The sequence below is a fragment of the Stenotrophomonas sp. YJH_SMC_119 genome (genome assembly GCF_059368315.1).
This window is the reverse complement of the sequence record NZ_JCAFRP010000001.1, coordinates 360,576-387,265: the sequence shown is the minus strand read 5'-3', so window position 1 is coordinate 387,265 and position 26,690 is coordinate 360,576. Positions and strand designations below refer to the sequence as shown.

Sequence of the window (26,690 nt, the reverse complement as noted above, 5' to 3'; positions counted from 1 at the left end):
GAACGGCGCCGGCGCTAGTGTAGGAACCTCTGTCTTGCCTGCTCGATGCTGTGAACCGCGCTTCTGTCCCCGGCCTGGATGCCTTGTTGAACCGTCCCTCCGCCGCGGTGCTGCCCGCTCCGCTGCGCCAGGCCCTGCGCGAACACTGGGAAGCACCGGAGTGCGACCACCAGATGCGCGCCAGCTGGTCGGTGCTGGGCGATACCCTCGATGCACTGTCGATGCTCTCGGCCGACGAAGGCGCGGTGGTTGCCGCGCTCTTGTTCGACCTGCCCGGCCTGCGCGCCAGCCTGGACCAGCTGCCGCTGGGCAACCACAAGGCGGCGGTGATCGGCCTGCTCGACGGCCAGGACGCCGCCGATCCGGTCTGGGCGCTGCATGCTGGCCGCGAGGCCGGGCGCAACAGCGAGGGCCTGCGCCGCCTGCTGCTGGCGATCATCCGCGACCTGCGCGTGGTGCCGATCCTGCTGGCCCGGCAGCTGGCGAGAATGCGCGCTGCCGACAAGCTGGACGACGAGCAGCGCCGGGCGATGGCGCAGCTGACCCGCGACATACACGCGCCGCTGGCCAACCGGTTGGGCATCTGGCAGCTGAAGTGGGAGCTGGAGGACCTGGCGTTCCGCCACCTGGAGCCGGAAACCTACCGCCGCATCGCGCGCGAAGTCGACGAAACCCGCGTGGCGCGCGAGCGCTACGTGCAGAACGTGAAGAAACAGCTGTCGCGCGAGCTGGCCGCACAGGGCATCCATGCCGAAGTGAGTGGCCGCCCCAAGCACATCTACAGCATCTGGCGGAAGATGCAGAAGAAACGGCTGGCGTTCGACCAGCTGTACGACATCCGCGCGGTGCGGGTGATGGTCGACGACGTCGCCGCCTGCTACGCCGCGCTGGGTGTGGTGCATGCGCTGTGGGCCCCGGTGCCGAGCGAGTTCGACGATTACATCGCACGCCCGAAGGCCAACGACTACCGTTCGCTGCACACCGCCGTGGTCGGCCCGGAAGGGCGCACGATCGAAGTGCAGATCCGCACCCACGAGATGCATTCCCAGGCCGAGCTGGGCGTGGCCGCGCACTGGAAGTACAAGGAAGGCGGCAAGGGCGCGGAAAAGTCGTTCGATCGCAAGATCACCTGGATGCGCCAGCTGCTGGAGCAGGCGCAGGACGGGCAGGGCAATGAACTGGCCGGGGCACTCGACGCCGAGCTGACCGAGGACCGGGTCTATGCGCTCAGCCCGAAGGACGAGGTGCTGGACCTGCCCCAGGGGGCCACGCCGCTCGATTTCGCCTACCAGGTACATACGATGGTGGGCCACCGCTGCCGCGGCGCCAAGGTCAATGGCCGCATCGTGCCGCTGACCTATCGCCTGCGCAGCGGCGACCGTGTCGAGATCCTCACCGGCAAGGAGGCCGACCCCCGCCGCGACTGGCTGATGCCCGCGCTGGGCTTCCTGGCCAGCAACCGCTCGCGCGAAAAGGTGCGCAGCTGGTTCCACAAGCTGGACCGCGCGCGCAACGTGCAGGCCGGGCGCGAACTGCTCGAGCGCGAGCTGAAGCGTCTGGGGCTGCAGCATTCGGATCTGGCGGTGGCGGCGAAGAAGTTCCATGCCGACAGCGTTGACGACCTCTACATCCAGGTGGCGCTGGGCGACACCGGCCCGAACCAGGTCAGCCGTACGCTGCTGGAGGCAGAGCGCGCGGCCAGCCAGCCGGCCCCTGCGCCGGCGCTTCCGCGCCCGACCGCCCGCCGCGAGAACCTGGGCAAGTCCAAGTTCACGGTGCAGGGCGTGGGCAATCTGCTGGTGCAGCTGGCGCGCTGCTGCCAGCCGGTGGCTGGCGAACCGATCGTCGGCTACCTCACCCGTAGCCGTGGTGTCACCGTGCACCGGGCAGACTGTGCCGCGCTGGCCCGGCTGGCGGCCACCAGCCCGCAGCGCATCCTGCCGGTGGAATGGGGCCAGGCCGGGGGCGGCTACGAGGTGGACGTGGTGGTCGATGCGGTCGACCGCCGCTGGCTGCTGAAGGACATCACCAACCTGATCGCCCAGGAAGACGCCTACGTGCTCGACATCCACAGTGACAACGTGCGCAACAGTGGCCGTGCCCATCTGCGCCTGAGGCTGAAGGTCAGCGACTACGACCAGTTGTCGAACCTGCTGGGCAAGCTGGACGCGCTGCCGGGCGTGAGCGAAGCGCGTCGCCTCGGCTGAGCTTCACGCCGCCCCGGCTACCCTGCACGCATGGAACGCGAGCCCCCGCATCGCCCGCATGGCGCTGAACACCCTGCGCTGGATCGCGTCCGCCGCGAAGGCCGCTGGTGGTGGCTGCAGGCACGTCATGCGCGGCGGGTCTGGCGATGGGCGCTGGTCGCGGCGCTGGCGGTGTTCGTGCTGCTTGTGCTGCTGCGCAAGCCGCTGGCCGACTGGTTCTGGGACGAGCCGCAGATCGAACAGCTGCTGGTCGAAGGCGATCGTGCGCTCGCCGCCGGCCGGCTGAGTGCGGCCGACGGCAGTGGTGCGCGGGAGCGCTACCAGGCGGTGCTGGCACTGGATGGCGATCGGCCGCAGGCGCGCCAGGGCCTTGCACGAACCGCCGCGGCAGCATTGCAGCAGGCCCGCGACAAGCTGCAGGGCGACGATCTGGAGGGCAGCGCGCAGTCACTGGCGCTGGCCCGCGAGCTGCAGGTGCCGCAGGGCGACGCCGACGCCGTGGCCCGCCAACTGCAGGCGCGGCGTAGCGCCGGCGCCGGTATCGGCGCGTTGCTGGCCCAGGCCCGCAATGCGTTCGCGGCCGGCCGGCTGGACGATGGCGACAGCAGTGCGTTGCCGCTATTCCAGCGCATCCTGGCACTGCAGCCGGACAACCTGCCCGCTCTGGAGGGGCGCGAGGATGCACTGAGCGATCTGCTGCAGCACGCGCGCGCGCTGGCCGGACGCGGGGAACTGGCTGAAGCCGCTGCGACGTTGCAGCGCGCGCGCCTGTTCGATGCAGGCCACGCCGATCTTCCCGCGAGCCAGGAGGCCCTGGCACGGGCGGTCGACGAGCGCTTGCGGCAGGCACAGCGCGCACTTCAGCGACAGCAGCTGGAACGTGCCGCAAAGGGGTTCCTGGCCGTGCTGGCGGTGGCGCCGGACGATCCCACTGCCCAGCGGGGCCGCGAGCAGGTGCTGCAGGCGGTGCTGGCGCGAAGCCAGATCCAGGCCGACGATTTCCAGTTCGAGGCGGCGCTGCGTGATGCCGTGCTGGCCGAAGCACTGGGCGCTTCGCAGGCGGCACGACAGCAACTGGTGCAGCGCCTGCAGCGTGCACGGCAGGCCCGGGAGGCACTGCAGCAGCCCGCAGTGAGCAACGCGCAGCGTGAACGCGAGCTGCGCGATCACCTGCGCCGGATCGAACGCGCCGAGCGCGCAGGCCAATGGATCAGCCCGCCGGGGCACAGCGCATTCGATGCCCTTCGCGAAGCACAGGCGCTGGCACCGCGCGATTCACGGGTGAAGGCCGCGGCCGCGCGCCTGCTGCCTGCCAGTCGCCGTTGCTTCGACGACAACCTCCGGCAGAACCGGGTGCAGGCTGCAGGTGCCTGCCTGCAGGCCTGGCAGACGTTGTCTCCCACCGCTGGCGGCCTGCCTGCGGCCCGCCAGCGCCTCGCGCAGCGTTGGATTGCGATTGGCAGCGAACGATTGGGCAACGGAGATGTCGCCTTTGCCGAACGTGCGCTCCAGCAGGCGGGCGAGCTTGGCGTCGGCCCTTCCAGCAGCGAGTACCAGCAGTTGCGGCAGCGCCTGCGCGACATCGGGGTGTCGTCGCCCTGAGCCCGCCGCTGCCGGAGGGACCGCTATAGTAGCCACCCCTCGCAACATCCCCACGGAGTGCCGATGACCGTCCTTGTTTCCGGAGCCACCAGCCAGATCGGCCGGTTCCTGCTGCCGCGCCTGGTGCAGGCGCATGGGCGGGTACAGGCGGTGAGCCGGCAACCGCAACCGGCACAGGACGGCGTGCAGTGGCTGTGCGGGGACCTGGCAGCTGCGCTGGACAGCGTGCCGTCTCCGGACTGGCAGGCGATTGCCAGCTTCGGCCCCCTTGAAGCATTGGCGCAGTGGTTGTCGCGGCAGACGGCGGCCCCCGCGCGGCAGGTCATCGCCACCAGTTCGATGAGCGTGCTGAGCAAGCAGAATTCCGAGCAGGCCGACGAGCAGGACGTCGTGGCGATGCTGCAGCGGGGCGAAGCGGGCCTGATCGCGCAGGCCGAGCGTCTTGGCATGGGCTGGACGATCCTGCGGCCGACCCTGATCTATGGGGCCGGCATCGACCGCAGCATCACCCCGATCGTGCAGCGTGCGCTGCGTCTGCGCCTGTTTCCGATTCCGCTGGTGGGAGGCCTGCGCCAACCGGTGCATGCCGACGATATCGCCCGCGCCGTGGTGGCCTGCATCGCCACCGGTGCAGCGTCGGCACGGGTGCTGGAAATCGGCGGTGGCGAGCGCCTGCCCTATCACGCGATGTTCCGCCGCGTGCACGCCAGCCTGGCACAGCCGACATTGGCGCTGCCGTTGCCGGGCGCGGCACTGCGGGGCCTGGCCGCGGTGCTGCCGCGGGCGCGTGGTCCGGTGTCACGCCTGCAGCAGGATCTGATTGCGGACAATGGCCCGCTGCAGGCGCTGCTGGACGTACATCCGCGGCCGTTCCAGCCCGACGCGGACACGTGGCGACCGATGAGCGCGGCCCAGGCCGTGCAGCGGATCGCTGCGTATCCCGGCAACGGCTAGCCAGCCACCGTATCCATCCTCTTTGGGGGCTCTGCTACCATCCCCCGGCCCTTGTTTCCGCGAGTACGTTCGATGCCTGACGCGCCATCCCGATCGGCCCCTGCCGAGCGCATTGGCGTCGCGCTGTGCACCTACAACGGTGCGCGCTACCTGCAGGCGCAGCTGGACAGCATCCTCGACCAGGATCTTCCGGTGAACGAAGTCATGATCGGCGATGACGGTTCCAGCGACCAGACGCTGCAGCTGCTGCAGGCCTTCGTGCCGCGTGCACAGGCGCTGGGCATCCGTGTCGAGATCGTCCAGCACGCGCGCAATCTCGGCTATGTGCGCAATTTCGCCGATGCACTGATGCGTTGCCAGGCCGACATCCTGTTCCTGTGCGACCAGGATGATGTCTGGCATGCGGGGCGTGTCCGCCGCTATGTGGAGCGCTTCCACGCCGATCAGGGCCTGTTGTTGCTGCACAGCGATGCATGGCTGGTGGACGCGCAGGGCGCGCCGCTTGGCCAGCGGCTGCTGGAGGTACTGGTGGTCCATCCGGCCGAGGTCGAGCTGGAACGCTCGGGCCTTGCGATCGACGCGATCCTGCTGCGCAACTTCATCACCGGTGCCACCTGTGCGCTGCGCCGCGGGCTGCTGGCCGGATCGCTGCCGGTCCCGCCGGGCTGGAGCCACGACGAATGGCTGGCGGTCCACGCATCGCTGCGTGGAGGATTGGACATGCTGGCCGAACCGACCATCGACTACCGGCAGCATGGCAACAACCAGATCGGTGCCAGTCGCCGCGGTTTCCTGCAACGCCTGCGCCATCTCGATCTGTTCGATTCCCAGGCGCGCCAGCGCACGGCCGGGCGCCTGCTGGCTCTGGCCGATCTGCTGGGGCGCCGCGGCGTGGTGGTGGCGCCGGAGCGCTTCCAGGGACTTCACGCGCTCGCCTGGCGCATGGCCTGGTCGCGCCTGCAGCTGTATCGCCGCGTGGATGTGCCGGCAGGCTGGATCGCCCATGATGCGCCGCGGTTGATCGCACGCCTGGCCAACGTCTGCCTGGCGGGGGGCGGCTGGAAAGGGGGCTGGGCAGCGTTTGCGGGCGCGTGGGCCGGGTGGCGGGCGCCGCGCGCTGCTTGAACTGCAGTGAAACCGCGGGCCATCGCCTGCCAGCCACCGCGGCGCCTGCGTTAGACTCGCCAGACCCTACCTGCCTGCATGCCCGTGCCCCGACGCTACGATTCCGACGACATCGACGATTTCGACGACGACCAGCAGGACGACAGCCCGCTGTGGCGGCGTCGCCTGATCACCTGGAGCATGGCTGCGGTCGCGTTGGGATTGGGCTTCCTGATCCCTTATACGCTGTACCTGAACCAACAGGTGACCCAGCGCTTCGGTGAACTGCGCTGGCAGATCCCGACCCGGGTATATGCGCGGCCGCTGGTGCTCACACCCGGCAAGGCGATGGACGCGGCGACCCTGAAGACCGAACTCGCCGCATCCGCCTACCGCGATGACGGGCAGGGCAAGGAGCCGGCGACCTATGCGGTGAACGGCGGGCGCTTTGTCATTTCCAGCCGTGGCTACAACGATGTGGATGGCCGCGTCGCACCGCGTCGGCTGGAACTGTCGCTGGCAGACGGTGCGGTCGCGTCGCTGCGTGATGCCGACAACCGCAAGGCGCTGAAGGCTGCGCGCCTGGACCCGGCGCGTATTGCCACCCTGTACGGGCAGAAGCAGGAAGAACGCCGCCTGATCCGCATGGACGAGGCGCCGGACCTGCTGGTGACCGGCCTGCAGGCGGTGGAGGACAAGGACTTCAACCGTCACCACGGCATCGATCTGTCCGGCATCGCGCGCGCGGTGTGGGTGACGGTCCGTTCCGGTGGCCAGAGTCGCCAGGGGGCGTCCACGCTGACCCAGCAGCTGGCCCGCAGCGGCCTGCTCGGGATCGGCAAGGAACAGACGGTCACCCGCAAATTCAACGAAGTGCTGTACGCGCTGATCATGGAGGCGCGCTACGACAAGCGCACCATCTTCGAGGCCTATCTCAACCAGGTGTACCTGGGGCAGCGCGGCAGCCAGGCCATCCACGGCATGTCTTCCGGCGCCGAGTTCTGGTTCGGCCGTGACCTGCAATCGCTGGAAACCGAGCAGATCGCGCTGCTGATCGGCCTGGTCAAGGGCCCGTCCTACTACGATCCGCGGCGCAACCCGGAACGCGCGCTGGATCGCCGTAATTTCGTGCTGGGCAAGCTGCATGAGGCGACGCTGATCGACGATGCCGAGTACCAGCGTGCGTTGAAGGCGCCGCTGGGCGTGCCCAAGACGCCGGGCCTGGTGGCGGCCAACCGCTTCCCGGCCTATGTGGACCTGGTTCGCCGCCAGCTCGGCCATGACTATCCGGAATCGGCGCTGCAGGGCGCCGGCCTGAGCGTGATGACCGGCATGTCGCCGTCTGCGCAGGCCTATGCCGAAGGCGCGGTGACCCGCACCATCAAGTCGCTGGAAAGCAAGCGCCGTCCCGAACTGCAGGCCGGCATGGTGCTGACCGACGTGCACAACGGTGACGTGTTGGCGGTGATCGGCAGCCGTGAGGTGTCCGAGGTGGGGTTCAATCGAGCGATCGAAGCACAGCGCCCGGTCGGCTCGCTGTTGAAGCCGTTCGTGTACCTGCTGGCGCTGGCGCAGCCGGACCGCTACTCGCTGGCCAGCTGGGTCGACGATTCGCCGGTGACGGTGCAGCTCGGCCGTGGCCGCAACTGGAGCCCGGGCAACGCGGACAACCGCAGCCACGGCACCGTGCGCCTGATCGACGCGCTGGCGCATTCCTACAACCAGGCCACGGTGCGCGTGGGCATGCAGGTCGGCCCCGAGCGTGTGACCCAGCTGATCCACGTGCTGGCCGGCATCAAGGCCGAAGCGAATCCGGCGGTGATCCTCGGTTCGACCGACCAGAGCCCTTACGCGATGGCACAGCTGTACCAGTTCCTCGCGTCCGGTGGCGAAATCCAGCCATTGCATGCGGTGCGTGGCGTGCTCGATCCGCAGGGCAAGCTGCTCAAGCGTTACGACAAGACCCCGGCACCGGCCCAGGAAGGCGATTCGATTGCCGCCAACCTGATCAGTGTCGGCCTGCAGCAGGTGGTTGCCAGCGGCACCGCGCAGCGGCTCAACGCCGATGGCCTCAGCCGCCTGCAGCCGGCCGGCAAGACCGGTACCACCAACGATGGTCGTGACAGCTGGTATGCCGGTTACACCGGGGATCACCTGGCGGTGATCTGGATCGGCAACGACCAGAACGAGCAGGCTGGCCTGTACGGTGCCACCGGCGCGATGCGGGTCTGGTCGGGCATCTTCCAGCGTCTTCCCAGTGCGCCGCTGCGGGTCAGCAACAAGGGCCTGGACTGGCAGTCGGTGGCCGCCAGCGGCCTCAACACGACCGACGAGGGCTGCCCGGGAGCGCGCCGCTTCCCGTTCGTGGTCGGCTATGCGCCGGCCTATGCGCCCTGTGCACCGGCGGTGTCGCCGGACGGGCAGGGCGAGGCCGAAGGCGAGGGTGGCGGCTGGCGCAGCTGGTTCGGCCTGGACCGCAAGCCGGAAGCGCCTGCCGAACCTGCCGCGACGCCCGCCGCCGCCACTCCTCCCCCGAGCCGATGATGCCGATGAACATGCGATCCCTGCTGCAGCCCCTGGCCCTGACCGGCCTCAGCCTGGCCCTGGCCGCCTGCGTGAGCAGTGCGCCGCCGGTGGTCAAACCGGTCGATACCACCACGCCGGCGCAGCGCCTGGCCGCAGTTGACGCAGCCGCTGGCCCGGATGACAAGGAGCTGTCGGTGCAGCCGTTGCGTGATTCGCAGGTGGAAGATCTGCGGGTGACCGCGCAGGCACAACGCCAGGCCAACGATCTGGCCGGTGCCGCCAGCAGCCTGGACCACGCGCTGGAAATCGTCGCCGGTGACCCGGCGGTGCTGCAGGAGCGCGCCGAGCTGGCGCTGCTGCAGGGGCAGTGGGCACAGGCGGAGGCGTTTGCGCGCAAGGCGGTCGACCTGGGCTCGAAGACAGGGCCGCTGTGCCGCCGGCATTGGGCGACGATCGAGCAGTCGCGCCTGGCGCGGGGCGAGAAGGAGAATGCGGTGTCGGCGCATGCGCAGATTGAGGGCTGCACGGTGCCGGGGATCAAGCGGTACTGAGTTTCCAGCCAACGGCGCAGCCCCTCGTGGCTGGCTGCTTGGCCGCGTAAAGCAAAAGCCGCGCTTGGCCGGGTGGGGTGGGTTCGCGGGGGACGCCGTAAACCCGTCCTTGGGGGCTTGGCCGCGGCATCCATGCCGCGGACACCCCCGCGAACCCGCCCCGCCCGACCTCTGACAGTTTCCGTGTGCTGCCAGCCACGGAAGAGAAAAAGAAAATCAAAAGCGGGTCGCGCGCTGCGCGCACTCGTTGTGGGGTCGGATCCGTTTTTCGCAGGAAAACGGCTCCGACCCCTTCTTGTTTCCGTTCCACCCACCGCTTCTGAAAGGGCAGTCGAGCAAGCTCGACTTTGCGAAGCACGTCCCTCCGTCACCGGGAAACTGTCGAAGGCGGGGACTGTGGGTTTGCGGGGTGTCCGCGGCATGGATGCCGCGGCCAAGCCCCCAGGGACGGGTTTACGGCGTCCCCGCAAACCCACAGTCCCCCGCCAGTCCCCAGTACAACCCAGAGCCATGAACACCGCTGTTGCTGTTGCTGGTGCTCCGGCTTGAAACGGGTGCCGGGCAGCGCCCGGCCGGGTATCCTTTCCCTCTGATGTCCGACCTTGTCCATGCCAGCCGCGAAGCCCTCAGCGACGGCGGCGCGCTCGCCTCGCACCTGGATGCCTTCGTCCCGCGTCCGGCACAGCTGCACCTGACCGAAGCCATCGCCGATGCGCTGCAGCAGCGTGACCTGCTGCTGGCCGAGGCCGGTACCGGCACTGGCAAGACCTTTGCCTATCTGGTGCCGGTGCTGCTGTCCGGGTTGCGTACCATCATTTCCACCGGAACCCGCGCGCTGCAGGACCAGCTCTACCACCGCGATCTGCCACGGGTGCGTCAGGCACTTGGTGTCGGCCTGCGCAGTGCGCTGCTGAAGGGGCGCGCGAACTACCTGTGCCGCTATCGCCTGCAGCAGGCGCGCGGCGAGCCGCGTTTTTCCAGCCCCGAACAGGCGGCGCAGTTCCAGCGCATCCTGGCCTGGTCCGGTCGTTCGGAGTTCGGTGACATCGCCGAACTGGAAGGCCTGGCCGATGATTCGCCGCTGCTGCCGATGGTCACTTCCACTGTCGACAACTGCCTGGGTACCGACTGCCCGTTCTGGGATGACTGCTTCGTGGTGCGCGCGCGGCAGCGTGCGCAGGCGGCCGATGTGGTGGTGGTCAACCATCACCTGCTGCTGGCCGATCTGGCCCTGAAGCAGGACGGTTTCGGTGAACTGCTGCCGGGGGCGCAGGCCTTCGTCATCGACGAGGCACACCAGCTGCCCGAATTGGCCGCGCAGTTCTTCGGCGAAGGTTTCGGCATGCGCCCGTGGCAGGAACTGGGCCGCGACTGCCTGGCCGAAGCGCGTGGCGTCGGCGGCGCGCAGTCGGCGCTGCAGGAACCGGTCGACCAGTTGCAGCAGGCGCTGCTGGCCCTGCGTTCGGCGATGGAGGGACTGCCGCCGCGTGGCACGCAATGGCGCGCGTTGGCGATGCCGCAGGTGCGCGATGGATTCGATACGGTGATGGCGGGGTTGGTGACGCTGGAGCAGGCACTGCAGCCGCTGCGCGAAGCCGCGGCGGGCCTGGATGCCTGCCATGCGCGGGCGCGCGAGGCGGTCTCGCGGCTCAGCCGCTGGCTGGGCGATGACGAACCTGCCCTCGATTTCGATACCGACCCGGCGGAAACCGCCACTGCCGCTGATGTGCTCTGGTACGAGCTCACGCCACGTGGTTTTCGCTGCCAGCGCACGCCGATGGATGTGTCCGGCCCGTTGCGTGAGCATCGCGAACGCAGTCGCGCGGCATGGATCTTCACCTCGGCGACGCTGACCGTGGGCGGTGGCTTCGACCACATCGCCACCCGCCTGGGCCTGGACGATCCACACACGCTGGTCCAGCCAAGCCCGTTCAATTGGCCGGAGCAGGCGCTGTGCTACCTGCCCGAAGGCCTGCCTGATCCGGCTGCGCGGGGCTTCGGTACTGCGTTGATCCAGACCCTGCGGCCGGTGTTGCAGGCGTCGCAGGGCAGGGCATTCCTGCTGTTTGCCTCGCACCGTGCATTGCGCGAGGCCGCCGAGGCACTGCGTGATGGGCCATGGCCGTTGTTCGTGCAGGGCGAGGCGCCGCGCGCGACGCTGTTGCAGCGCTTCCGCGAATCGGGCAATGGCGTGCTGCTGGGCTCGGCCAGTTTCCGCGAGGGCGTGGACGTGGTGGGCGAGGCGCTGAGCGTGGTGATGATCGACAAGCTGCCGTTCGCGGCACCGGACGATCCGGTGTACGAGGCACGGCTGGAGGCGATCCGCAGCCAGGGTGGCAATCCGTTCCGCGATGAGCAGCTGCCGCAGGCGGTGATTGCGCTGAAACAGGGCGTCGGTCGCCTGATCCGCAGTGAGAGCGACCGTGGTGTGTTGGTATTGTGCGACCCGCGCCTGCTCAACCGTGGCTATGGCCGGGTCTTCCTCGATTCACTGCCGCCATTCCGCCGTACCCGCAGTCTGGCCGATGTGCAGGCCTTCTTTACGCCACAATGGGCGCCCGTGGCCGATGGTGCGGCTGCTCCGGCCGCCGTTGCGACCGGCCCCGAGCCGGCGCCCGGTGCCACGTTCCCCCTGTTCTGACCCGATCCGATGAAACTGCTCGCCTTTGAAACCGCCACCGAAGCCTGTTCCGTTGCCCTGCATGTCGATGGGCAGGTGCTGGAACGCTTCGAGATCGCCCCGCGCCGGCATGCCGAACTGAGCCTGCCGTGGGCGGAGGCGCTGCTGGCCGAAGCCGGCATCAGCCGCCGCCAGCTGGACGGTATCGCGCTCAGCCGCGGCCCGGGTGCGTTCACCGGCGTTCGCCTGGCGATCGCCATCGCGCAAGGCATTGCGCTGGCACTGGATCGGCCGTTGCTGCCGGTCTCGACACTGCAGGTGCTGGCGCTGCGGGCACCGGCGGACGAAACGCAGATCCTGTCGGCGATCGACGCACGGATGGGGGAGTTGTACGTCGCGCGCTTCGAGCGTGTAGACGGCCTGCCGGTGGCACGTGATGCCGAGCGCGTGTGCGCACCCGCTGCAGTTGCGCTGCCGGAAGGGATGTCGGCCTACGGTGTCGGCACCGGTTTCGGTGCAGCCGAGGGGGCACTGGTGACCCAGCTGGGCACCGGCCTGCGCGGCTTTGATGCGACGGCGCTGCCGCGGGCGTCGGATGTGTTGGCACTGGCGGTGCCGGCGTTCGCTCGCGGCGAAGCCATTGCACCGGAGAAGGTCGAGCCGGCGTACCTGCGTGACAATGTGGCGCTGACCCTGGTCGAGCAGCAGGCCGCGCGCGAGGCGAAGGCGAAGGCCAACGGCTGAGCCCCTCGTGGCGGGATTGGTCGCGTAGATCAAAAGCCGTGGTTTGGCCGGGCGGGTGGGCTGCGCAGGGGGCGCTGCAAGTACGTCCCTGTAAGCTCGGTCGCCGCTTGCTCGTGTGCGCAGGACAGCGCACACGAGCAAGGCGCCATCGAGCCCCCAGGGATGGGTTTACGGCGTGTCCTGCAAGCCCACACCGCCCCGCCAAACCCACAGCCCAACCGCCGCTGTTGCTGTTGCTTCAGTTGTTGCTGTTGCCTCCAGCGGGTCCCGGGCCGCAGGCCCGGGCAACAAAACCCTACCGGTCGTCGTGCAGGGTGCCGCCCGGCAGGAACACCCACGTACGGGTAACCTGCAGGATGTCGATCTCATCCTCGGTCTTCGGCAACGGCGGGAACGGCTGCGCCAGCTGCACCACCCGCAGGGCGGCCTCATCCAGCAACGGCGTACCGCTCGAACGCAGGATCCGGCTGCTCTCCACGCTGCCATCGCGGCGCACGCCCACGCTGATCACCACCTGGCCGCCGAGGCGGCGCTGCCGCGCCTCATCCGGGTAATTCAGGTTGCCTACCTTCTCGGCACGGTCGACCCAGGCGCGCAGGTAATTGGCATAGGCATACTCACGCGTGCTGGCCGACACGAACTTGCGGTTCGGGCGCTTGGCGTACTGCGCCGAGCGCAGATGTACTTCGGCAGCCAGCCGCGCCATCTCCACGTCGCGCTGTTCGCGTGCGCTCAAGGGCGCATCCGGTTCGGGCTGATCCGGCGTGGGGCGGGACTGCGCCTGCGCCACCACCTCTTCGCCATTGCGGCTGCTGACCACCCGTGCCTGTGGCGGCGGAACCGGAGCGGCCGATTGCTGCTGCTGTGGAACCGGGCTGATTCCGGACTGGGCCTGCGGCACGATGCCGGCCTGGCTGTCGCGCGGACGCTGTGCGCGGTCGTGCTCGCCACCGCCTTCCTGGTTGGCCGCGGCCAGGAAATCGGCCTGCTTCGGGGTCAGCGCGGTGCGGGTCTGGCTGAAGATGACTTCCAGTGTCGGCACCAGCGGCGCATCGCCCTTCACGGCGAAGCCCACGCCCAGGATCAGCAGGGCGTGGACCAGCACCGACAGCGCGATGGTCGCCCCCAGCCGTTGCGCTTCGCGCGGCGGCGGGGGCAGGACGGCAGGTGCGGCAGACATCAGCGCAGGCCGGCCTCGAGTGCGTCGAACAGGGTGCCGGCGATGTTCAGGCCGTACTGCGCGTCCAGTTCGCGCACGCAGGTCGGGCTGGTCACGTTGACCTCGGTCAGGTAATCGCCGATCACGTCCAGGCCGACGAAGCGCATGCCGCGGCGCTTCATCTCCGGGCCGACCTGGGCGGCGATCCAGCGGTCGCGCTCGCTCAGCGGGCGGCCTTCGCCGCGGCCGCCGGCGGCCAGGTTGCCACGGAATTCATCACCCTGCGGGATGCGCGCCAGGCAGTAGTCGACCGGTTCGCCATCGACCAGCAGGATGCGCTTGTCGCCGGCGGTGATGTCGGGAATGAACTTCTGGGCCAGCGCCAGCTTGCGGCCGCCGTCGGTCAGGGTTTCCAGGATCACGTTCAGATTCGGATCGCCCTGGCCGCTGCGGAAGATCGAGCGGCCGCCCATGCCGTCCAGCGGCTTCAGCACGGCCTGGCCGTGCTCCAGCGCAAAGGCCTTCAAGACCTTCGCGTCGCGGCTGACCAGGGTCGGCGGACAGCACTGCGGGAACAGCAGCGCGGCCAGCTTCTCGTTGTAGTCGCGCAGGCCCTGCGGGTTGTTGACCACGCAGGCGCCAGCCGCTGCGGCCACGTCCAGCACCTGGGTGTCGTAGATGTATTCGGCGTCGACCGGCGGGTCCTTGCGCATCAGCACGATCTGGCCGGGGCCGAACTCGGTGCGGCTGAACGCGCCCAGCTCATACCAGCCGGCCGGGTCGTCGCGCACCTGCAGCGGCGCGGTCTGGGCCACCGCTACGCCACCCTCCAGGGCCAGGCCGCCCGGGCGCACGTAGTGCAGGGCATGGCCGCGGCGCTGGGCTTCCAGCAGCATGGCGAAGGTGGTGTCCTTGGCGATCTTGATGTGGGCGATGGGATCCATCACCACGATGACGTTCAACGGCATGGGCGCACCTGTCAGGCAAGGCGTTGATGGTAGCGGCAACGCCGCTCGCGCGCCTCCCCGCCGTCCTGCAACGCAGCGTCCGCCCGGCGGTCGCGCACGCATTGCGAAACCCGTCACGTTCAGGAGGGTGCCATGCCCCGCGCCATGGGGCGGCCTTGAAGCGGGCGCGGAAAGTGCGATATAGATACGCTTTCGTAGCGGCCCCCGCCAGAGATCGGGCCGTGCGCTTGGGGATAGGCAATGACTGAAAACACGACTGCGGGCGGGGAACTCGCAGGACTCCGGGTGATGGTCATCGATGATTCGAAGACCATCCGCAGGACTGCGGAAACGCTGCTCAAGCGCGAAGGCTGCGAGGTGGTCACCGCCACCGACGGCTTCGAAGCGCTTGCGAAGATCGCAGACCAGCAGCCGCAGATCATCTTCGTCGACATCATGATGCCGCGCCTGGACGGGTACCAGACCTGTGCGCTGATCAAGGGCAACCAGCTGTTCAAGGCGACCCCGGTCATCATGCTCTCGTCCAAGGATGGCCTGTTCGACAAGGCGCGGGGACGCATCGTCGGCTCGGAGCAGTACCTGACGAAGCCTTTCACGCGTGAAGAACTGCTGGGTGCCATCCGCACATACGTCAACGCCTGACCAGGGGGGAAAGGCACAATGGCTCGTATCGTTCTGATCGAGGATTCACCGACCGACCGCGCGGTGTTCACCCAGTGGCTGCGCCGTGCCGGCCACGAGGTGCTGGAGGCGGACAATGCCGAGGATGGACTGCAGCTGGTCCGCGACCAGGTGCCGCAGCTGGTGCTGATGGACGTGGTCCTGCCCGGCATGAGCGGCTTCCAGGCCACCCGCGCGATGGCCCGTGATGCGGCGATCAAGCACATCCCGGTGATCATCGTCAGCACCAAGGCGATGGAAACCGACAAGGCCTGGGGCCTGCGCCAGGGCGCGGCCGATTACATCGTCAAGCCGCCGCGCGAGGATGAACTGATCGCGCGGATCAACGAACTGGTGGCCTGATGCGCTCGCCCTTCGACATTCTCGAAGCCTACGAACGGCGCAGCCTGGCCCACGCGGTGCAGCTGCCCGAGCGGCAGTTCGCCCAGGACCTCTGGCGTGGCGTGGGTTACCGCGTCGGCCAGCGCCGGCTGGTGTCCGATTTCCGCGAAGTGGTGGAAATCGTGCCGATGCCGCCGGTGACCCCGGTGCCGTGCGCGCAGCCGTGGCTGCTGGGCGTGGGCAATCTGCGCGGCAACCTGTTCCCGGTGGTCGACCTGAAGTACTTCCTGGAAGGCACGCGTACCGTGCAGCAGGAAGGCCAGCGCGTGCTGATCATGCGCCAGGCCGGCGGCGACGTCGCCCTGACCATCGATGAACTGTTCGGCCAGCGCAGCTTTGAACTGGACCAGCAGATCGCGGCCGGCACGCTGGCCGAAGGGCGCTACGGCCACTTCGTCGATCGCGCCTTCCACGCCGACGGCCACGACTGGGGCGTGTTCTCCCTCTCGCTGCTGTCGCGTACCCCTGAATTCCGGCAAGCCGCGGCCTGAGGCCGGGCATCGCCCCCTGCATTGAAGATCGAGGTTGAACGATGAGTACTGCTTCGGACGCCACCAAGACCGGCAAGCTGCGGCTGGGCGGCAGCAACCTCTGGCTGTTCCTGCTGCTGGCATCGATGATCCTGTTCGGCGTCAACACCGGCGTCGCCACCTGGCAGGGCAGTCGCCTGGCCGATGCCGGTTCCAAGGCGGCCGACCTGCAGGTGCTGTCGCAGCAGCTGGCCAACCAGGGCCGTGACGCGGTGGGCGGCAACGCGCAGGCGTTCACCGCTTTCAAGGCGACCCGCAACGCGATCGAACAGAACGTGTCGACACTGCAGGGGCGCTACGGCAAGGAGCCGGGCGTGTCCGGTGCCATCGCCACCCTGGGCGAGACCTGGGCGCCGCTGGGCAAGCAGGCCGGGCAGCTGGTCGCCAGCGAACCGGCGGTGCTGGCGCTGGCCGGCAATGCCAACAACTTCACCGGCGCGGTGCCGGGCCTGCAGGCCCAGCTGAACGAGCTGGTGCGTGCGATGTCGGCCTCCGGCGCGCCGTCGTCGCAGGTGTACAGCGCACTGCAGCAGGTCGTGGTGGCTGGCTCGATGGCCCGCCGTGTAACCGAAATGCGTGCCGGTGGCAGCGCCGCAGCGACGTCCGGCGATGCACTGGCACGCGACATCACCGTGTTCTCGCAGGTGCTCGACGGCCTGCGCAACGGCAACGAGGAACTGGGCATCACCGCCGTGCGCGGTGCCGCCGCCGTCGCCGCACTGGAGCAGTCTCAGCAGAAGTGGGAAGCGATGAAGCAGGACGCTGACGCGATCCTGGCCAGCTCGCGCCAGCTGTTCGCGGCGCAGTCCGCCGCCACCGCGCTGGGCCAGGGTTCGGCCCACATGCTGGATGACAGCCGCAAGCTGTTCGACGCGTTCTCCTCGTTCGGCTCGGTGTCTGACACCCGCCTGTTCCCGAACTTCTGGATCGGTGTGGTGTCCGGTGCGCTGTCGCTGATCGCGATCATCGGCTTCGTTTCCACCAACGTGCGCAGCCGCTCGCGCGAGCAGGAACTGCGTTACCAGACCCAGGTGGAATTCAACAGCCGCAACCAGCAGGCGATCATGCGGCTGCTGGACGAAATCTCCTCGCTGGGTGAGGGCGACCTGACGGTGAAGGCCTCGGTGACCGAGGACATGACCGGCGCCATCGCCGACGCGATCAATTACGCCGTCGACGAGCTGCGCCACCTGGTGACCACCATCAACGACACCTCGGCCAAGGTCGCGCTGTCCACCCAGGAAACCCAGGCCACCGCCATGCAGCTGGCAGAGGCGGCGGGCCACCAGGCCAACCAGATCACCTCGGCGTCGGACCGCATCGGCGAAATCGCGGCGAGCATCGAACAGGTGTCGCGCAACTCGGCCGAGTCGGCCGACGTGGCACAACGTTCGGTGGTGATCGCCGCCGAAGGTGCCGGCGTGGTGCGCGAGACCATCCAGGGCATGGACCAGATCCGTGACCAGATCCAGGAAACCTCCAAGCGCATCAAGCGCCTGGGTGAGTCGTCGCAGGAAATCGGCTCGATCGTGGAACTGATCAACGACATTTCCGAACAGACCAACATCCTGGCGTTGAACGCAGCGGTCCAGGCGGCCTCGGCAGGTGAAGCGGGCCGCGGTTTCGCGGTCGTGGCCGACGAAGTGCAGCGCCTGGCAGAACGTACCTCCGGCGCGACCCGACGCATCGAGAACCTGGTGCAGGCCATTCAGGCCGATACCAACGAAGCGGTCACCTCGATGGAACAGACCACCGCCGAAGTGGTGTCCGGTGCACGCCTGGCCGAGGACGCCGGCACCGCGCTGACCGAGATCGAGCGCGTGTCCAATGCACTGAACACCCTCATCAAGAACATCTCCATCGCCGCCCAGCAGCAGTCGGCTGCGGCCTCGGACATCACCCGCACCATGGGCGTGATCCGGCAGATCACCGGCCAGACCTCGCAGGGTGCCGGGCAGACCGCCGAATCGATCGGCCACCTCGCGCAGCTGGCGGCCGACCTGCGTCGTTCGGTCGCCGACTTCAAGCTGCCGGCGTGACGCGGGCAGGGCGGCGAGCAAGGAACCAGTCGATGAAGCATTTCCATTCCCCACGCCAGAACTCGCGCGGCTTCCGCGCGGCGGCGAACGGAGCGCGTCCATGAGCAGTCTGCGCGATGCGATGAGCCACGCAGCGCTGGGCTGGGTCAAGCCCGAGCTGGACGAGACCCTGCGCCAGGTGCGCAACGAAGTCGAGTACTACGCGGAAGACCCGACCGACGCCAGCCGCATGCGCATCTGCGCCGGCTACCTGCACCAGGTACAGGGCACCCTGCGCATGGTCGAGCTGTACGCCCCGGCCATGGTGGCCGAGGAGCTGGAGCAGCTGGCCAATGCCATCGGCGCCGGTGGCGTGGCCGATCGGGATGAAGCCTGCGCGACCCTGATGCGTGGCAGCGTGCTGCTGCCCGATTACCTGGAGCGCCTGCAGAACGGTCACCGTGACATCCCGATCGTGCTGATGCCGCTGCTGAACGAGATCCGTGCCGCACGTGGCGAAGAGGGCGTGCATGACAGCGTGCTGCTGGCATTCGCACCGGACAGCATCACCGCCACCGAGGCCGAGCTGGACCATGCCCGTGGCAGCCTGAGCGGGCGCAACCGCGAGCTGCTCGATACCGTGGGCAGTGCAGTGAAGGAAGAACTGCTGCGCATCAAGGATGCGCTGGACCTGCACCTGCGTACCGGCGGTGCGCCGGAGCAGCTGCAGACCCAGGCCAACGAGCTCGGTGCGGTCGCCGATACGCTGGGCATGATGGGCCTGGGCGTGGCCCGCGGCGTGGTCGTGCAGCAACGTGATGCCCTGCGTGGCGTGGTCGAGGGCCGCCAGCAGATCGACGAAAACCTGCTGCTGGATATCGCCGGGGCGCTGCTCTACGTGGATGCGTCGCTGGATGACCAGGTCGCCCATCTGGGCGCCGGCGGCAGTGGCCAGGACGATCCGAGCGCAGTGGAGAACCGGCGCACGGTAGAGGTGCTGGCGCACGAGGCCATCGCCAACTTCGCCGCCGCGCGCGAGCACTTCGTCGCGTTCATTGAAACCAGCTGGAACCATGCCGAGCTGCACGACGTGCCGCGCCTGCTGGGCGATGTGTCCGGTGCGCTGCGCATGCTCGACCTGGGTACCGCCGCCGATTACCTGCGCGGTGTGCAGCAGTACATCGAAGCCGAGCTGATCGGTCGCCAGCGCGTGCCGAGTGGCCGCCAGCTGGACACGCTGGCCGACGCCATGGCCAGCCTGGAGTACTACCTGGAAGCCCTGCGCGACCGTCGTCCGGGTCGCGAGGACATCCTCGACATCACCCGCAGCAGCCTTGAGGCGCTGCGCTACTGGCCGTTGCCGGACCACGATGCGGCTGAGCCGGCAGCGTCCGTGCCACAGTCGATCGAGCGTGAGCCGGTCGTGCTGCAGGGCGAGGCACTGCAGCCAGAGCACATCGAGGTCCCGGTACAGTCGGCCGCGCCGGCACCCGGTGAGGTGCCGGTACCGCTGCCGGACTTCACCTTCGATCCGCCACCGGCCACGCCTTCGCCGGCAGCGGCGGACAACAGCTTGATGTTCGGTGGGCTGGGATCCGTCGCCTCCGCGCCGCTGTCGCTGCGTGACGAGTCGGATGCACCGCTGGTCTTTGCCGCCTCCAGTGCACCTGCACCCGAGGTCCCGCAATGGGATCTGGCACCGTTCCATCCTGAGGCCGATCCGCTCGCTCCAGCGGACGATGAGCGCAGTCCGACGTTTGCCAGCTTCGATCCGGTCAGTTTCGAACAGCTCGATGCAGGGCAGGGCGCCGCCGCCCATTGGACGCTGTCGGAGGCGGCTCTGCCAGTGCAGTCCGATGCGACAACCGGCCTGGACGTAGAGGACGCCGCCGACGCCTCGCTGTCCATCGAGACCGGCGCGCATGCCGCACCGGGGTTCGACCCGGTGGCCGCCGAACATGACGCGGTTTCTGCAAGTGACGACGTCGTGTTCCGTTTCGATGCCGATGCGCTGGACAATGCCGACGACGTGTTGTCGCTGCATGCGATGGAGGCATTGTCGCTGGAGGACGCTGCCGGGCTGCATCCGTCGCTGGAGAGCGTCGATGCCGCTGCCCCTGCGGTGGTGGAAGAGAGCCCGGCTGCCGCAGAGCCGGACATCACCCCCGTGGATGTGCCGGTGCAAGCGCCCGCACCGCTTGCCGATGTGCCGGCAGCGGCGGTGTCGATGATCGACATCGACACCATCGCACCGATTGATTTCAGCGAAGCCGACGCGCAGTTCTTTGCCGAGCTGAGCGCTGCCGCCGCGGACTTCAATCCGCAGGCGACCCCGACGCCGGCCGATGCGGAAGCGCCGGTCGCCGTGGGCAGCGCGGAAGATGCAGACGCCGGCTTCGAGGCCGGCTTCGACGACGATGCCGAGAACATCGACGAGGACATCCGCGAGGTGTTCCTGGAAGAGTTCGACGACGAACTGGCCAACCTCGGAACGTTGCTGCCGGCATGGCGCATGCAGCCGGACAACATGGACCGTCTGCGTCCCATCCGCCGCATCTTCCATACGCTCAAGGGCAGTGGCCGACTGGTCGGTGCACGCACCCTGGGCGAATTTGCGTGGAAGATCGAGGGCATGCTCAACCGCGTGCTCGACGGCAGCCGCCCGGCGACGCCAGCCGTGCTGGCCATGGTCGACAACGCGCATGCCGCGCTGCCGCAGCTGAACGCCGCGTTGCGTCATGGCCAGCGGATCAGCGTGGACCTGCAGGCGATGCAGGCCATTGCCGATCGCGTCGGCGCGGGTGAGGAAACCTATTACGTACCGCTGCCGGTTGCGGCCGCTCCCGCCGCACCGGTGGTCGAAGCCGATGGCGAGGACGAGATCAGCCGCATCCTCGAAGCCGAAGCAATGGCGTCGGTGCAGGCTGAAGCCGATGCGGACCCGGCGCCCGAAGCATTGGGCACGCCGGCCAACATCGACAGCGTGCTGCGCGAGATCCTGGAAGCCGAAGTGGAAGTCCACCAGGCGACCCTGCAGGACTGGCTGCGCTTGGCACAGCAGGCGCCGCAGCCGGTCAGCGACGCGCTGTTGCGCGCGGTGCACACCATGAACGGCGCCTTCGCGATGACCGAAGTGCCGGAAATCACTGCCGTTACCGGCGGTGCCGAGTCCTACATCAAGCGCGCGCTGGCTGCAGACGTGGTGCCGGGCGACGAGGGCGTGGCCGCGCTGGATGCGACCGCGCAGGCGATCACCGCGACCATGGAAGCGCTGCAGGCCGAGCAGCCGCGCATCACGCCACAGGAAGCGCTGGTACAGCGCCTGCAGGCGCTGGCCGGTGAACTGCCGGAAGCGCGCTGGCCGATGGTCGGGCTGGAGGACGAGGATGAAGAGGGCATCGCGCTGGCGCCCGATGTCGGGCGGGCATCCGAAGCCGAAGCGCCGCTGGCCGGGCTGGACACGCTGGACGAAACCAGCATGGCGTCCGCTTTCGATGTGGCGCCCGATCTCATTGCCGAGCCGCAGCCGCTTGCCGAAGATGCGCTGGAACCGGTTCCAGCTGCAACCGACCCGCAGACGCTGGACATCGCGGCCGACAGCGGCCTGGACGTGGGCGAGCTGACCGCCAGCGACGATCTTTCGCGTTACTTCGACGCCGGCTGGCCGTCGGTGCCGGGCGAAGGTGAACCTGCCGTGGCGGACACCGGCGCGATTGAATCGATCCAGCCGGTCGAGAGTGCGCCTGTTGTCGAAGTGGCCGAAGCAGATGCCGTGCCCACGATCGCGACGGTCGACGACGCTGATCTGACCATGGCCGACGATCTGTCGCCCTACCTCGACGCCAGTGCGCTGCCGGTGGATGACCGCGACGCGGAAGAGTGGCCGGTGCCTGCGGAAGTTGACGCGATCGACCTGAATACGCCGTTGTCCTTTGATTCGGGCAGTGGCGATGACAGCGTCATTGACGCCGCTGCTGCACTGCCACTCGACAGCGGGCTGTCGAGCCTGCAGGATGAAATGGCTGCGCCGGGTTTTGCAGAACCGGTCACGCTGGCAGCCGCGCTCGAGGCCGGCCTGCACGTGATCGAAGAAGAGCAGACCCTGGACGACGACGGGCAATGGCCCGTGCTCGGCCTCCAGGCCAGCGAACTCGCGCCGGGCGAGGCGGAAGCCTTTGCCGAGGATGCGGACGTCGGCGGGGAGGCGGCGGTCGGCGAAGGAGAGAGCGCCGATCAGCCGTCCCCGGCGACGGTGAACGAGGCGAGCGCTGCCGAAGCACTGCAGGCCACCGCCGAGCCGGTGCGGTTCTTCGAACTGGAAGAAGCGCCGGGGCAGGGCACGGCCAACACCGATGCCGAACCTGCCGAGGCCGACGCCGGGGAGCGGGCGCCGCTCCACGATGAAGCCTCCACCCTGGAAGACACCGCGGATGGCGCCGATGCGCTCGACTTCAGTGTGTACGACCGCGAACTGGTCGACATCTTCGTCGAGGAAGGCAAGGACCTGCTCGACCACTGCGATGGCCTGATCAGCGAGCTTCGCAATGCGCCGCAGGATCGCGAGGTGCTGGCCGGCCTGCAGCGTGACCTGCATACCCTGAAGGGTGGCGCACGCATGGCCGGCATCAATGCCATCGGCGACCTTGGCCACAGCATCGAATCCCTGCTGGAAGCCGTGGCGGCCGGCCGCACCGAGATTGATCGCCGCGACGTGCAGCTGCTGGAGCGCGGCTTCGACCGCCTGCACCAGCTGCTGACGCGGACCGGTGCCCACCGCGTGGTGGCGCCTGCACAGGACCTGGTGGAGGCCTTCGAGGTCCGCACCACCACCGATATCGCGGCGGCCGCTGCGTCCCCGCGTGCGGCCAGCGAGGCCGAGGCCGTGCCGGCACAGGCTGTGGGCCCGCTGACGACGCCGGCCGATGCCCCGCTGTCGGCACCACTGCCGGCCGAAGGCGTGGCCGACGAAGATCCGCTGGCGCGTCCGCAGCAGGAGCAGGTGCGGGTGCGCGCCGACCTGCTCGACCGCCTGGTCAACCATGCCGGTGAAGTGGCGATCTATCGCTCGCGTCTGGAACAGCAGCTGGGTGCCTTCCGTGGTGCCATGGCCGAACTGGAGCGCACCAATGCGCGACTGCGCGACCAGCTGCGCCGACTTGACCTGGAAACCGAGGCGCAGATCGTCGCCCGCTACCAGCGCGAGCAGGACCAGGCGGACCAGAAGTTCGATCCGCTGGAACTGGACCGTTTCTCCACCCTGCAGCAGCTCAGCCGTGCGCTGAACGAGTCCGCCGCCGACCTTGGTGGCCTGCAGGGCGTCCTGGACGATCTGTCGCGCCAGTACGACTCCCTGCTGCAGCAGCAGTCGCGCGTCAGCTCGGAACTGCAGGATGGCCTGATGCGCGCGCGCATGGTGCCGTTCGACGGTCTGGTGCCGCGCCTGCGCCGCGTGGTCCGCCAGTCCGGCATGGATACCGGCAAGCAGGTCCACCTGACCCTGGAAGGTACCCACGGCGAACTGGACCGCAACGTCCTCGACCGCATGGTCGCGCCGCTGGAACACATGCTGCGCAACTCCGTGGCGCATGGTCTGGAAGCGCCGGAACAGCGCCGCGCCGCCGGCAAGCCGGAGGAGGGCGAGATCGCCATCCGGCTGCACCGCGAAGGCTCGGAAATCGTGCTGGAAGTGGCCGACGACGGCGCCGGCCTGGACCGCGAGGCGATCCGCCGCCGCGCCATCGACCGTGGCCTGCTGGCTGCCGATGCGCAGCCGAACGAGCAGGAACTGGACAACCTGATCTTCGCCTCTGGTTTCACCACCGCCGACCAGGTCAGCCAGCTGGCCGGCCGTGGCGTGGGCATGGACGTGGTACGCAACGAAGTGCGCCAGCTGGGCGGTTCGGTCGATATCCAGTCAGTGCGTGGCCAGGGCGTGCGCTTCACCCTGCGCCTGCCGCAGACGCTGGCGGTCACCCAGGCGGTGTTCGTGCAGATCGGCGAAACCACCTTTGCGGTGCCGGTCGCATCGGTCAGTGGCATCGGCCGCCTGTCGCGCGAGCGTTTCGAAGCGGCCGACAGCAGCTATCGCTACAGCGGCGAGGACTATCCGCTGTACGACCTCGGCAGCCTGGTCGGGCAGGCCCCGGCGCGTGCCGATGGCCAGGACCAGGTACCGCTGCTGCTGGTCCGTGCTGGTGACCTGCGTGCCGCCGTGGCGATCGACCAGGTGCTGGGCAACCGCGAAATCGTGGTCAAGCCGGTCGGCCTGCAGATCGCGTCGGTGCCGGGCATCTACGGTGCAACCATCACCGGCGATGGCCGCGTGGTGGTGATCCTGGACGTAGCGCCGCTGGTGCGCCGCTTCCTCGCCAACCCGACGCTGCCTGTGCTGGCCAACGCACCGCGCCAGGAGCGACAGGTGCCGCTGGTGATGGTGGTGGACGATTCGCTGACCATGCGCAAGGTGACCGGGCGCATCCTCGAACGCCACAACTTCGAGGTCAGCGTCGCCCGCGACGGCGTGGAAGCACTGGAGCGCCTGGAAGAACGCGTGCCCGACCTGATGCTGCTGGACATCGAGATGCCGCGCATGGATGGTTACGAGCTGGCCACCGCGATGCGCGCCGACCCCCGCTACAAGGACGTGCCGATCGTGATGATCACCTCGCGCAGCGGCGACAAGCACCGCCAGCGCGCCTTCGAGATCGGCGTGCAGCGCTACCTGGGCAAGCCGTACCAGGAGCTGGACCTGATGCGTAACGTGTACGACCTGCTGGGGATCGCCCGTGTCCGTGAGTGAAGCCCAGGCGGCCCCGGCCGTCGCCCTGCTGGCCCGTCCTGGCGCAGCGCGCGAGCGCCTGCGCGAGGCGTTGTCGCATGCCGATGTGCAGCTGGTGCTGGAAGACGACCCCAACGGCCTGGAGCCGCAGCTGCTGCAGGACGCGCGTCCACAGTTCGTGGTGATCGCGCTGGAAGCGGCCATCGAGGATGCTCTGGAGCGGCTTGAAGCGGTGCTGTCCGCACCAGGCCTGACCTTGGTCTTCGACGAAGCCGAGCTGGCGGCGCGCCGTGATGGCTGGGAGGCACAGCGCTGGGGCCGCCACCTGGCCGCCAAGCTGCACGGCCACCAGCAGGTGCTGCCGCCGGGTGCGGAAGACGAACCCGCCCTGCAGCTGGAACCGGGTCACCCGGCACCACCGCCGGCACCACGGGAAGAAGCGCTCCAGCCGCATCTGGACCAGGCATTGAGCTGGGCCGACGAGGTGCCGGCGGACAGCCTGTATGCGCCACCGGCGCACCTGCACGAACCGATCGCGCTGGAGCAGGCACTGGCCGCGCTGCAGCCGGTGGTGCCGGAGCCGCTGGAGACAGTGCCGATGCAGCCGGTTGCCACACCGGCAACGCCGCCGGTGTCCTTCGACCACACCGCGTGGTCGCTGGTCGAGGACGTAGCAGACGCGCCCGCAGCCACCGGGTACAGCGCCGCGATGGAAGCCCCGCTGCCGTCCTTCGATACCGATCACCTCAGCCTGGTGGACCTGGACACTGCGGCGCCTGCGGGCGCACGTGCCGGCTCGCTGCTGGTGCTGGCCGGCATTGGTGGCCCGGATGCGCTGCGCCGCCTGCTCGGTGCGCTGCCGTCGTCGCTGAGCGTGCCGGTGCTGGTGCACATGCGCCTGGACGGTGGCCGCTACGGCAACCTGGTCAAGCAGATGGCACGCGTGTCGCCGTTGCCGGTGCAGCTGGCCGAAGCCGGCCAGCGTGCAACACCCGGTGAAGTGCATGTGCTGGCCGATGACATCGGCGTGCAGGCCGCCAGCGACGGCCTGCATTTCGTCAGCGACGCGCAAGGCATTTCGATTGCCGGGCTGCCGGCCGACCACACTGCGCTGGTCCTGCTCAGCGGCGCCGACCTTGCGCATGTGGGTCCGGCGCTGGATCTGGCCGCCGCCGGTGCCTGGGTGGCCGGGCAGGTCGGCGAGGGCTGCTATGACCCTGCCGCAGCCACGGCGGTGGTCGCCGCTGGCATGGTGGCGGGTGAGCCACAGGAACTGGCGCAGGCCATCGCCGCGCGCTGGGGCGTGGAAGATGATAACGGAGAGGCACCATGAGCTATGCCAGCAATGACGAAATCCGCGGCGTCCTGATCCAGGCCGGCAACGAGCGCGTGCTGCTGCCCAATGCCACCGTGGCCGAAATGATGTCGCGGGTGCCGGTGCAGCCGGTTTCCGACGCCCCGCGCTGGCTGGTCGGCGAAATCGGCTGGCACGGCTGGCAGGTGCCGCTGGTGTCGTTCGCGCGCCTTTCCGGCCTGGGCGAGGAAGCCGTGGGCGGCCACAACAAGGTCGTCGTGCTGAAGGCCCTCAGCGGCAACGCGCAGCGCCCGTACTACGCGCTGCTGACGCAGAATTTCCCGCAGTTGATCTCGGTGCCGCGCGATGGCCTGCTGGCCGATGCTTCCGAGGAAACCCTGCCGCAGATCGTGCACATGCGCGTGCTGCTGGGTGAGCAGAGCGCGCTGCTGCCGAACCTGGATGCGCTGGAAGCCGCGCTGGATTCGCTGGCGGCCTGATCGGCAATCCGCCGGTCGGGTTCCCGGTAGTGCCGGCCGCTGGCCGGCAACCTCGTGATCCCTTGGATGCCGG

General features: G+C 68.7%; 17 protein-coding genes. 15 read left to right on the top strand and 2 right to left on the bottom strand.

The features are described 5' to 3' along the window. The first annotated feature begins 50 nt into the window (after nucleotides 1-50). The 8 genes from AC5P6S_RS01740 (at nucleotide 51) to tsaB (ending at nucleotide 12,308) form a co-directional block, all read left to right on the top strand. Complete coding sequence (locus tag AC5P6S_RS01740) at nucleotides 51-2,207, top strand: bifunctional (p)ppGpp synthetase/guanosine-3',5'-bis(diphosphate) 3'-pyrophosphohydrolase (RefSeq protein WP_012481054.1); 2,157 nt, start codon at nucleotides 51-53, stop codon at nucleotides 2,205-2,207. A gap of 30 nt (nucleotides 2,208-2,237) precedes the next feature. Continuing rightward, on the top strand, nucleotides 2,238-3,809 hold the full coding sequence (locus AC5P6S_RS01735) for a hypothetical protein (protein WP_012481053.1): 1,572 nt from the start codon (nucleotides 2,238-2,240) through the stop codon (nucleotides 3,807-3,809). Between the two features lie 63 nt (nucleotides 3,810-3,872). Continuing rightward, nucleotides 3,873-4,763, top strand: coding sequence for an SDR family oxidoreductase (locus AC5P6S_RS01730; protein ID WP_005414259.1), 891 nt, complete (start codon nucleotides 3,873-3,875; stop codon nucleotides 4,761-4,763). Between the two features lie 72 nt (nucleotides 4,764-4,835). Next, nucleotides 4,836-5,888 (top strand): glycosyltransferase family 2 protein, encoded by a 1,053-nt coding sequence (locus tag AC5P6S_RS01725; RefSeq protein ID WP_012481051.1) that lies wholly within the window; start codon nucleotides 4,836-4,838, stop codon nucleotides 5,886-5,888. 84 nt (nucleotides 5,889-5,972) lie between these two features. Then, nucleotides 5,973-8,411, top strand: a complete 2,439-nt coding sequence (mrcB, locus tag AC5P6S_RS01720) for a penicillin-binding protein 1B (protein ID WP_044571433.1) — start codon at nucleotides 5,973-5,975, stop codon at nucleotides 8,409-8,411. Beyond that, on the top strand, nucleotides 8,408-8,944 hold the full coding sequence (locus AC5P6S_RS01715) for a hypothetical protein (protein ID WP_005414256.1): 537 nt from the start codon (nucleotides 8,408-8,410) through the stop codon (nucleotides 8,942-8,944). Before mrcB ends, AC5P6S_RS01715 begins: the two co-directional genes overlap by 4 nt. 592 nt (nucleotides 8,945-9,536) lie before the next feature. Next, nucleotides 9,537-11,585, top strand: coding sequence for a DNA repair helicase YoaA (yoaA, locus tag AC5P6S_RS01710; protein WP_012481048.1), 2,049 nt, complete (start codon nucleotides 9,537-9,539; stop codon nucleotides 11,583-11,585). Nucleotides 11,586-11,594: 9 nt separating this feature from the next. Next, nucleotides 11,595-12,308 (top strand): tRNA (adenosine(37)-N6)-threonylcarbamoyltransferase complex dimerization subunit type 1 TsaB, encoded by a 714-nt coding sequence (gene tsaB, locus AC5P6S_RS01705; RefSeq protein ID WP_012481047.1) that lies wholly within the window; start codon nucleotides 11,595-11,597, stop codon nucleotides 12,306-12,308. Between the two features lie 295 nt (nucleotides 12,309-12,603). Here tsaB and AC5P6S_RS01700 read toward each other — a convergent pair whose 3' ends face one another. Both AC5P6S_RS01700 and gshB read right to left on the bottom strand, forming a co-directional pair. Beyond that, entirely contained in the window at nucleotides 12,604-13,488 is an 885-nt protein-coding gene (locus tag AC5P6S_RS01700; RefSeq protein ID WP_049459282.1) for an energy transducer TonB family protein, read from the bottom strand. Then, a complete protein-coding gene (gene gshB / locus AC5P6S_RS01695) occupies nucleotides 13,488-14,435 on the bottom strand; it encodes a glutathione synthase (protein ID WP_005410718.1) in 948 nt (315 codons plus the stop codon). The genes AC5P6S_RS01700 and gshB overlap by 1 nt, the downstream gene beginning before the upstream one ends. Nucleotides 14,436-14,675: 240 nt before the next feature. On the opposite strand from gshB, the gene pilG reads away from it, so the two are divergent. From pilG to AC5P6S_RS01660, 7 genes are all read left to right on the top strand, one after another. Beyond that, nucleotides 14,676-15,077, top strand: a complete 402-nt coding sequence (gene pilG / locus AC5P6S_RS01690) for a twitching motility response regulator PilG (protein WP_005418455.1) — start codon at nucleotides 14,676-14,678, stop codon at nucleotides 15,075-15,077. A gap of 18 nt (nucleotides 15,078-15,095) precedes the next feature. After that, on the top strand, nucleotides 15,096-15,458 hold the full coding sequence (locus AC5P6S_RS01685; protein ID WP_005410717.1) for a response regulator: 363 nt from the start codon (nucleotides 15,096-15,098) through the stop codon (nucleotides 15,456-15,458). Continuing rightward, nucleotides 15,458-15,988, top strand: a complete 531-nt coding sequence (locus tag AC5P6S_RS01680; RefSeq protein ID WP_005410716.1) for a chemotaxis protein CheW — start codon at nucleotides 15,458-15,460, stop codon at nucleotides 15,986-15,988. The genes AC5P6S_RS01685 and AC5P6S_RS01680 overlap by 1 nt, the downstream gene beginning before the upstream one ends. A 41-nt stretch (nucleotides 15,989-16,029) precedes the next feature. After that, nucleotides 16,030-18,066: a methyl-accepting chemotaxis protein gene (locus tag AC5P6S_RS01675; RefSeq protein WP_005410715.1), complete on the top strand. Its 2,037-nt coding sequence runs from the start codon at nucleotides 16,030-16,032 to the stop codon at nucleotides 18,064-18,066. 100 nt (nucleotides 18,067-18,166) lie between these two features. Next, entirely contained in the window at nucleotides 18,167-24,844 is a 6,678-nt protein-coding gene (locus AC5P6S_RS01670; RefSeq protein WP_495204437.1) for an Hpt domain-containing protein, read from the top strand. Continuing rightward, a complete protein-coding gene (locus tag AC5P6S_RS01665; protein WP_043034489.1) occupies nucleotides 24,831-26,156 on the top strand; it encodes a chemotaxis protein CheB in 1,326 nt (441 codons plus the stop codon). Before AC5P6S_RS01670 ends, AC5P6S_RS01665 begins: the two co-directional genes overlap by 14 nt. Beyond that, complete coding sequence (locus AC5P6S_RS01660) at nucleotides 26,153-26,617, top strand: chemotaxis protein CheW (RefSeq protein WP_005410712.1); 465 nt, start codon at nucleotides 26,153-26,155, stop codon at nucleotides 26,615-26,617. Before AC5P6S_RS01665 ends, AC5P6S_RS01660 begins: the two co-directional genes overlap by 4 nt. Nucleotides 26,618-26,690: the final 73 nt, after the last annotated feature.

Coding starts and splice junctions, on each gene's coding strand:
- AC5P6S_RS01735 (WP_012481053.1), top strand. CDS start 2,238: ATGGAACGCGAGCCCCCGCATCGCCCGCATGGCGCTGAACACCCTGCG.
- AC5P6S_RS01730 (WP_005414259.1), top strand. CDS start 3,873: ATGACCGTCCTTGTTTCCGGAGCCACCAGCCAGATCGGCCGGTTCCTG.
- AC5P6S_RS01725 (WP_012481051.1), top strand. CDS start 4,836: ATGCCTGACGCGCCATCCCGATCGGCCCCTGCCGAGCGCATTGGCGTC.
- AC5P6S_RS01715 (WP_005414256.1), top strand. CDS start 8,408: ATGATGCCGATGAACATGCGATCCCTGCTGCAGCCCCTGGCCCTGACC.
- yoaA (WP_012481048.1), top strand. CDS start 9,537: ATGTCCGACCTTGTCCATGCCAGCCGCGAAGCCCTCAGCGACGGCGGC.
- tsaB (WP_012481047.1), top strand. CDS start 11,595: ATGAAACTGCTCGCCTTTGAAACCGCCACCGAAGCCTGTTCCGTTGCC.
- AC5P6S_RS01700 (WP_049459282.1), bottom strand. CDS start 13,488: ATGTCTGCCGCACCTGCCGTCCTGCCCCCGCCGCCGCGCGAAGCGCAA.
- gshB (WP_005410718.1), bottom strand. CDS start 14,435: ATGCCGTTGAACGTCATCGTGGTGATGGATCCCATCGCCCACATCAAG.
- pilG (WP_005418455.1), top strand. CDS start 14,676: ATGACTGAAAACACGACTGCGGGCGGGGAACTCGCAGGACTCCGGGTG.
- AC5P6S_RS01685 (WP_005410717.1), top strand. CDS start 15,096: ATGGCTCGTATCGTTCTGATCGAGGATTCACCGACCGACCGCGCGGTG.
- AC5P6S_RS01680 (WP_005410716.1), top strand. CDS start 15,458: ATGCGCTCGCCCTTCGACATTCTCGAAGCCTACGAACGGCGCAGCCTG.
- AC5P6S_RS01675 (WP_005410715.1), top strand. CDS start 16,030: ATGAGTACTGCTTCGGACGCCACCAAGACCGGCAAGCTGCGGCTGGGC.
- AC5P6S_RS01670 (WP_495204437.1), top strand. CDS start 18,167: ATGAGCAGTCTGCGCGATGCGATGAGCCACGCAGCGCTGGGCTGGGTC.
- AC5P6S_RS01660 (WP_005410712.1), top strand. CDS start 26,153: ATGAGCTATGCCAGCAATGACGAAATCCGCGGCGTCCTGATCCAGGCC.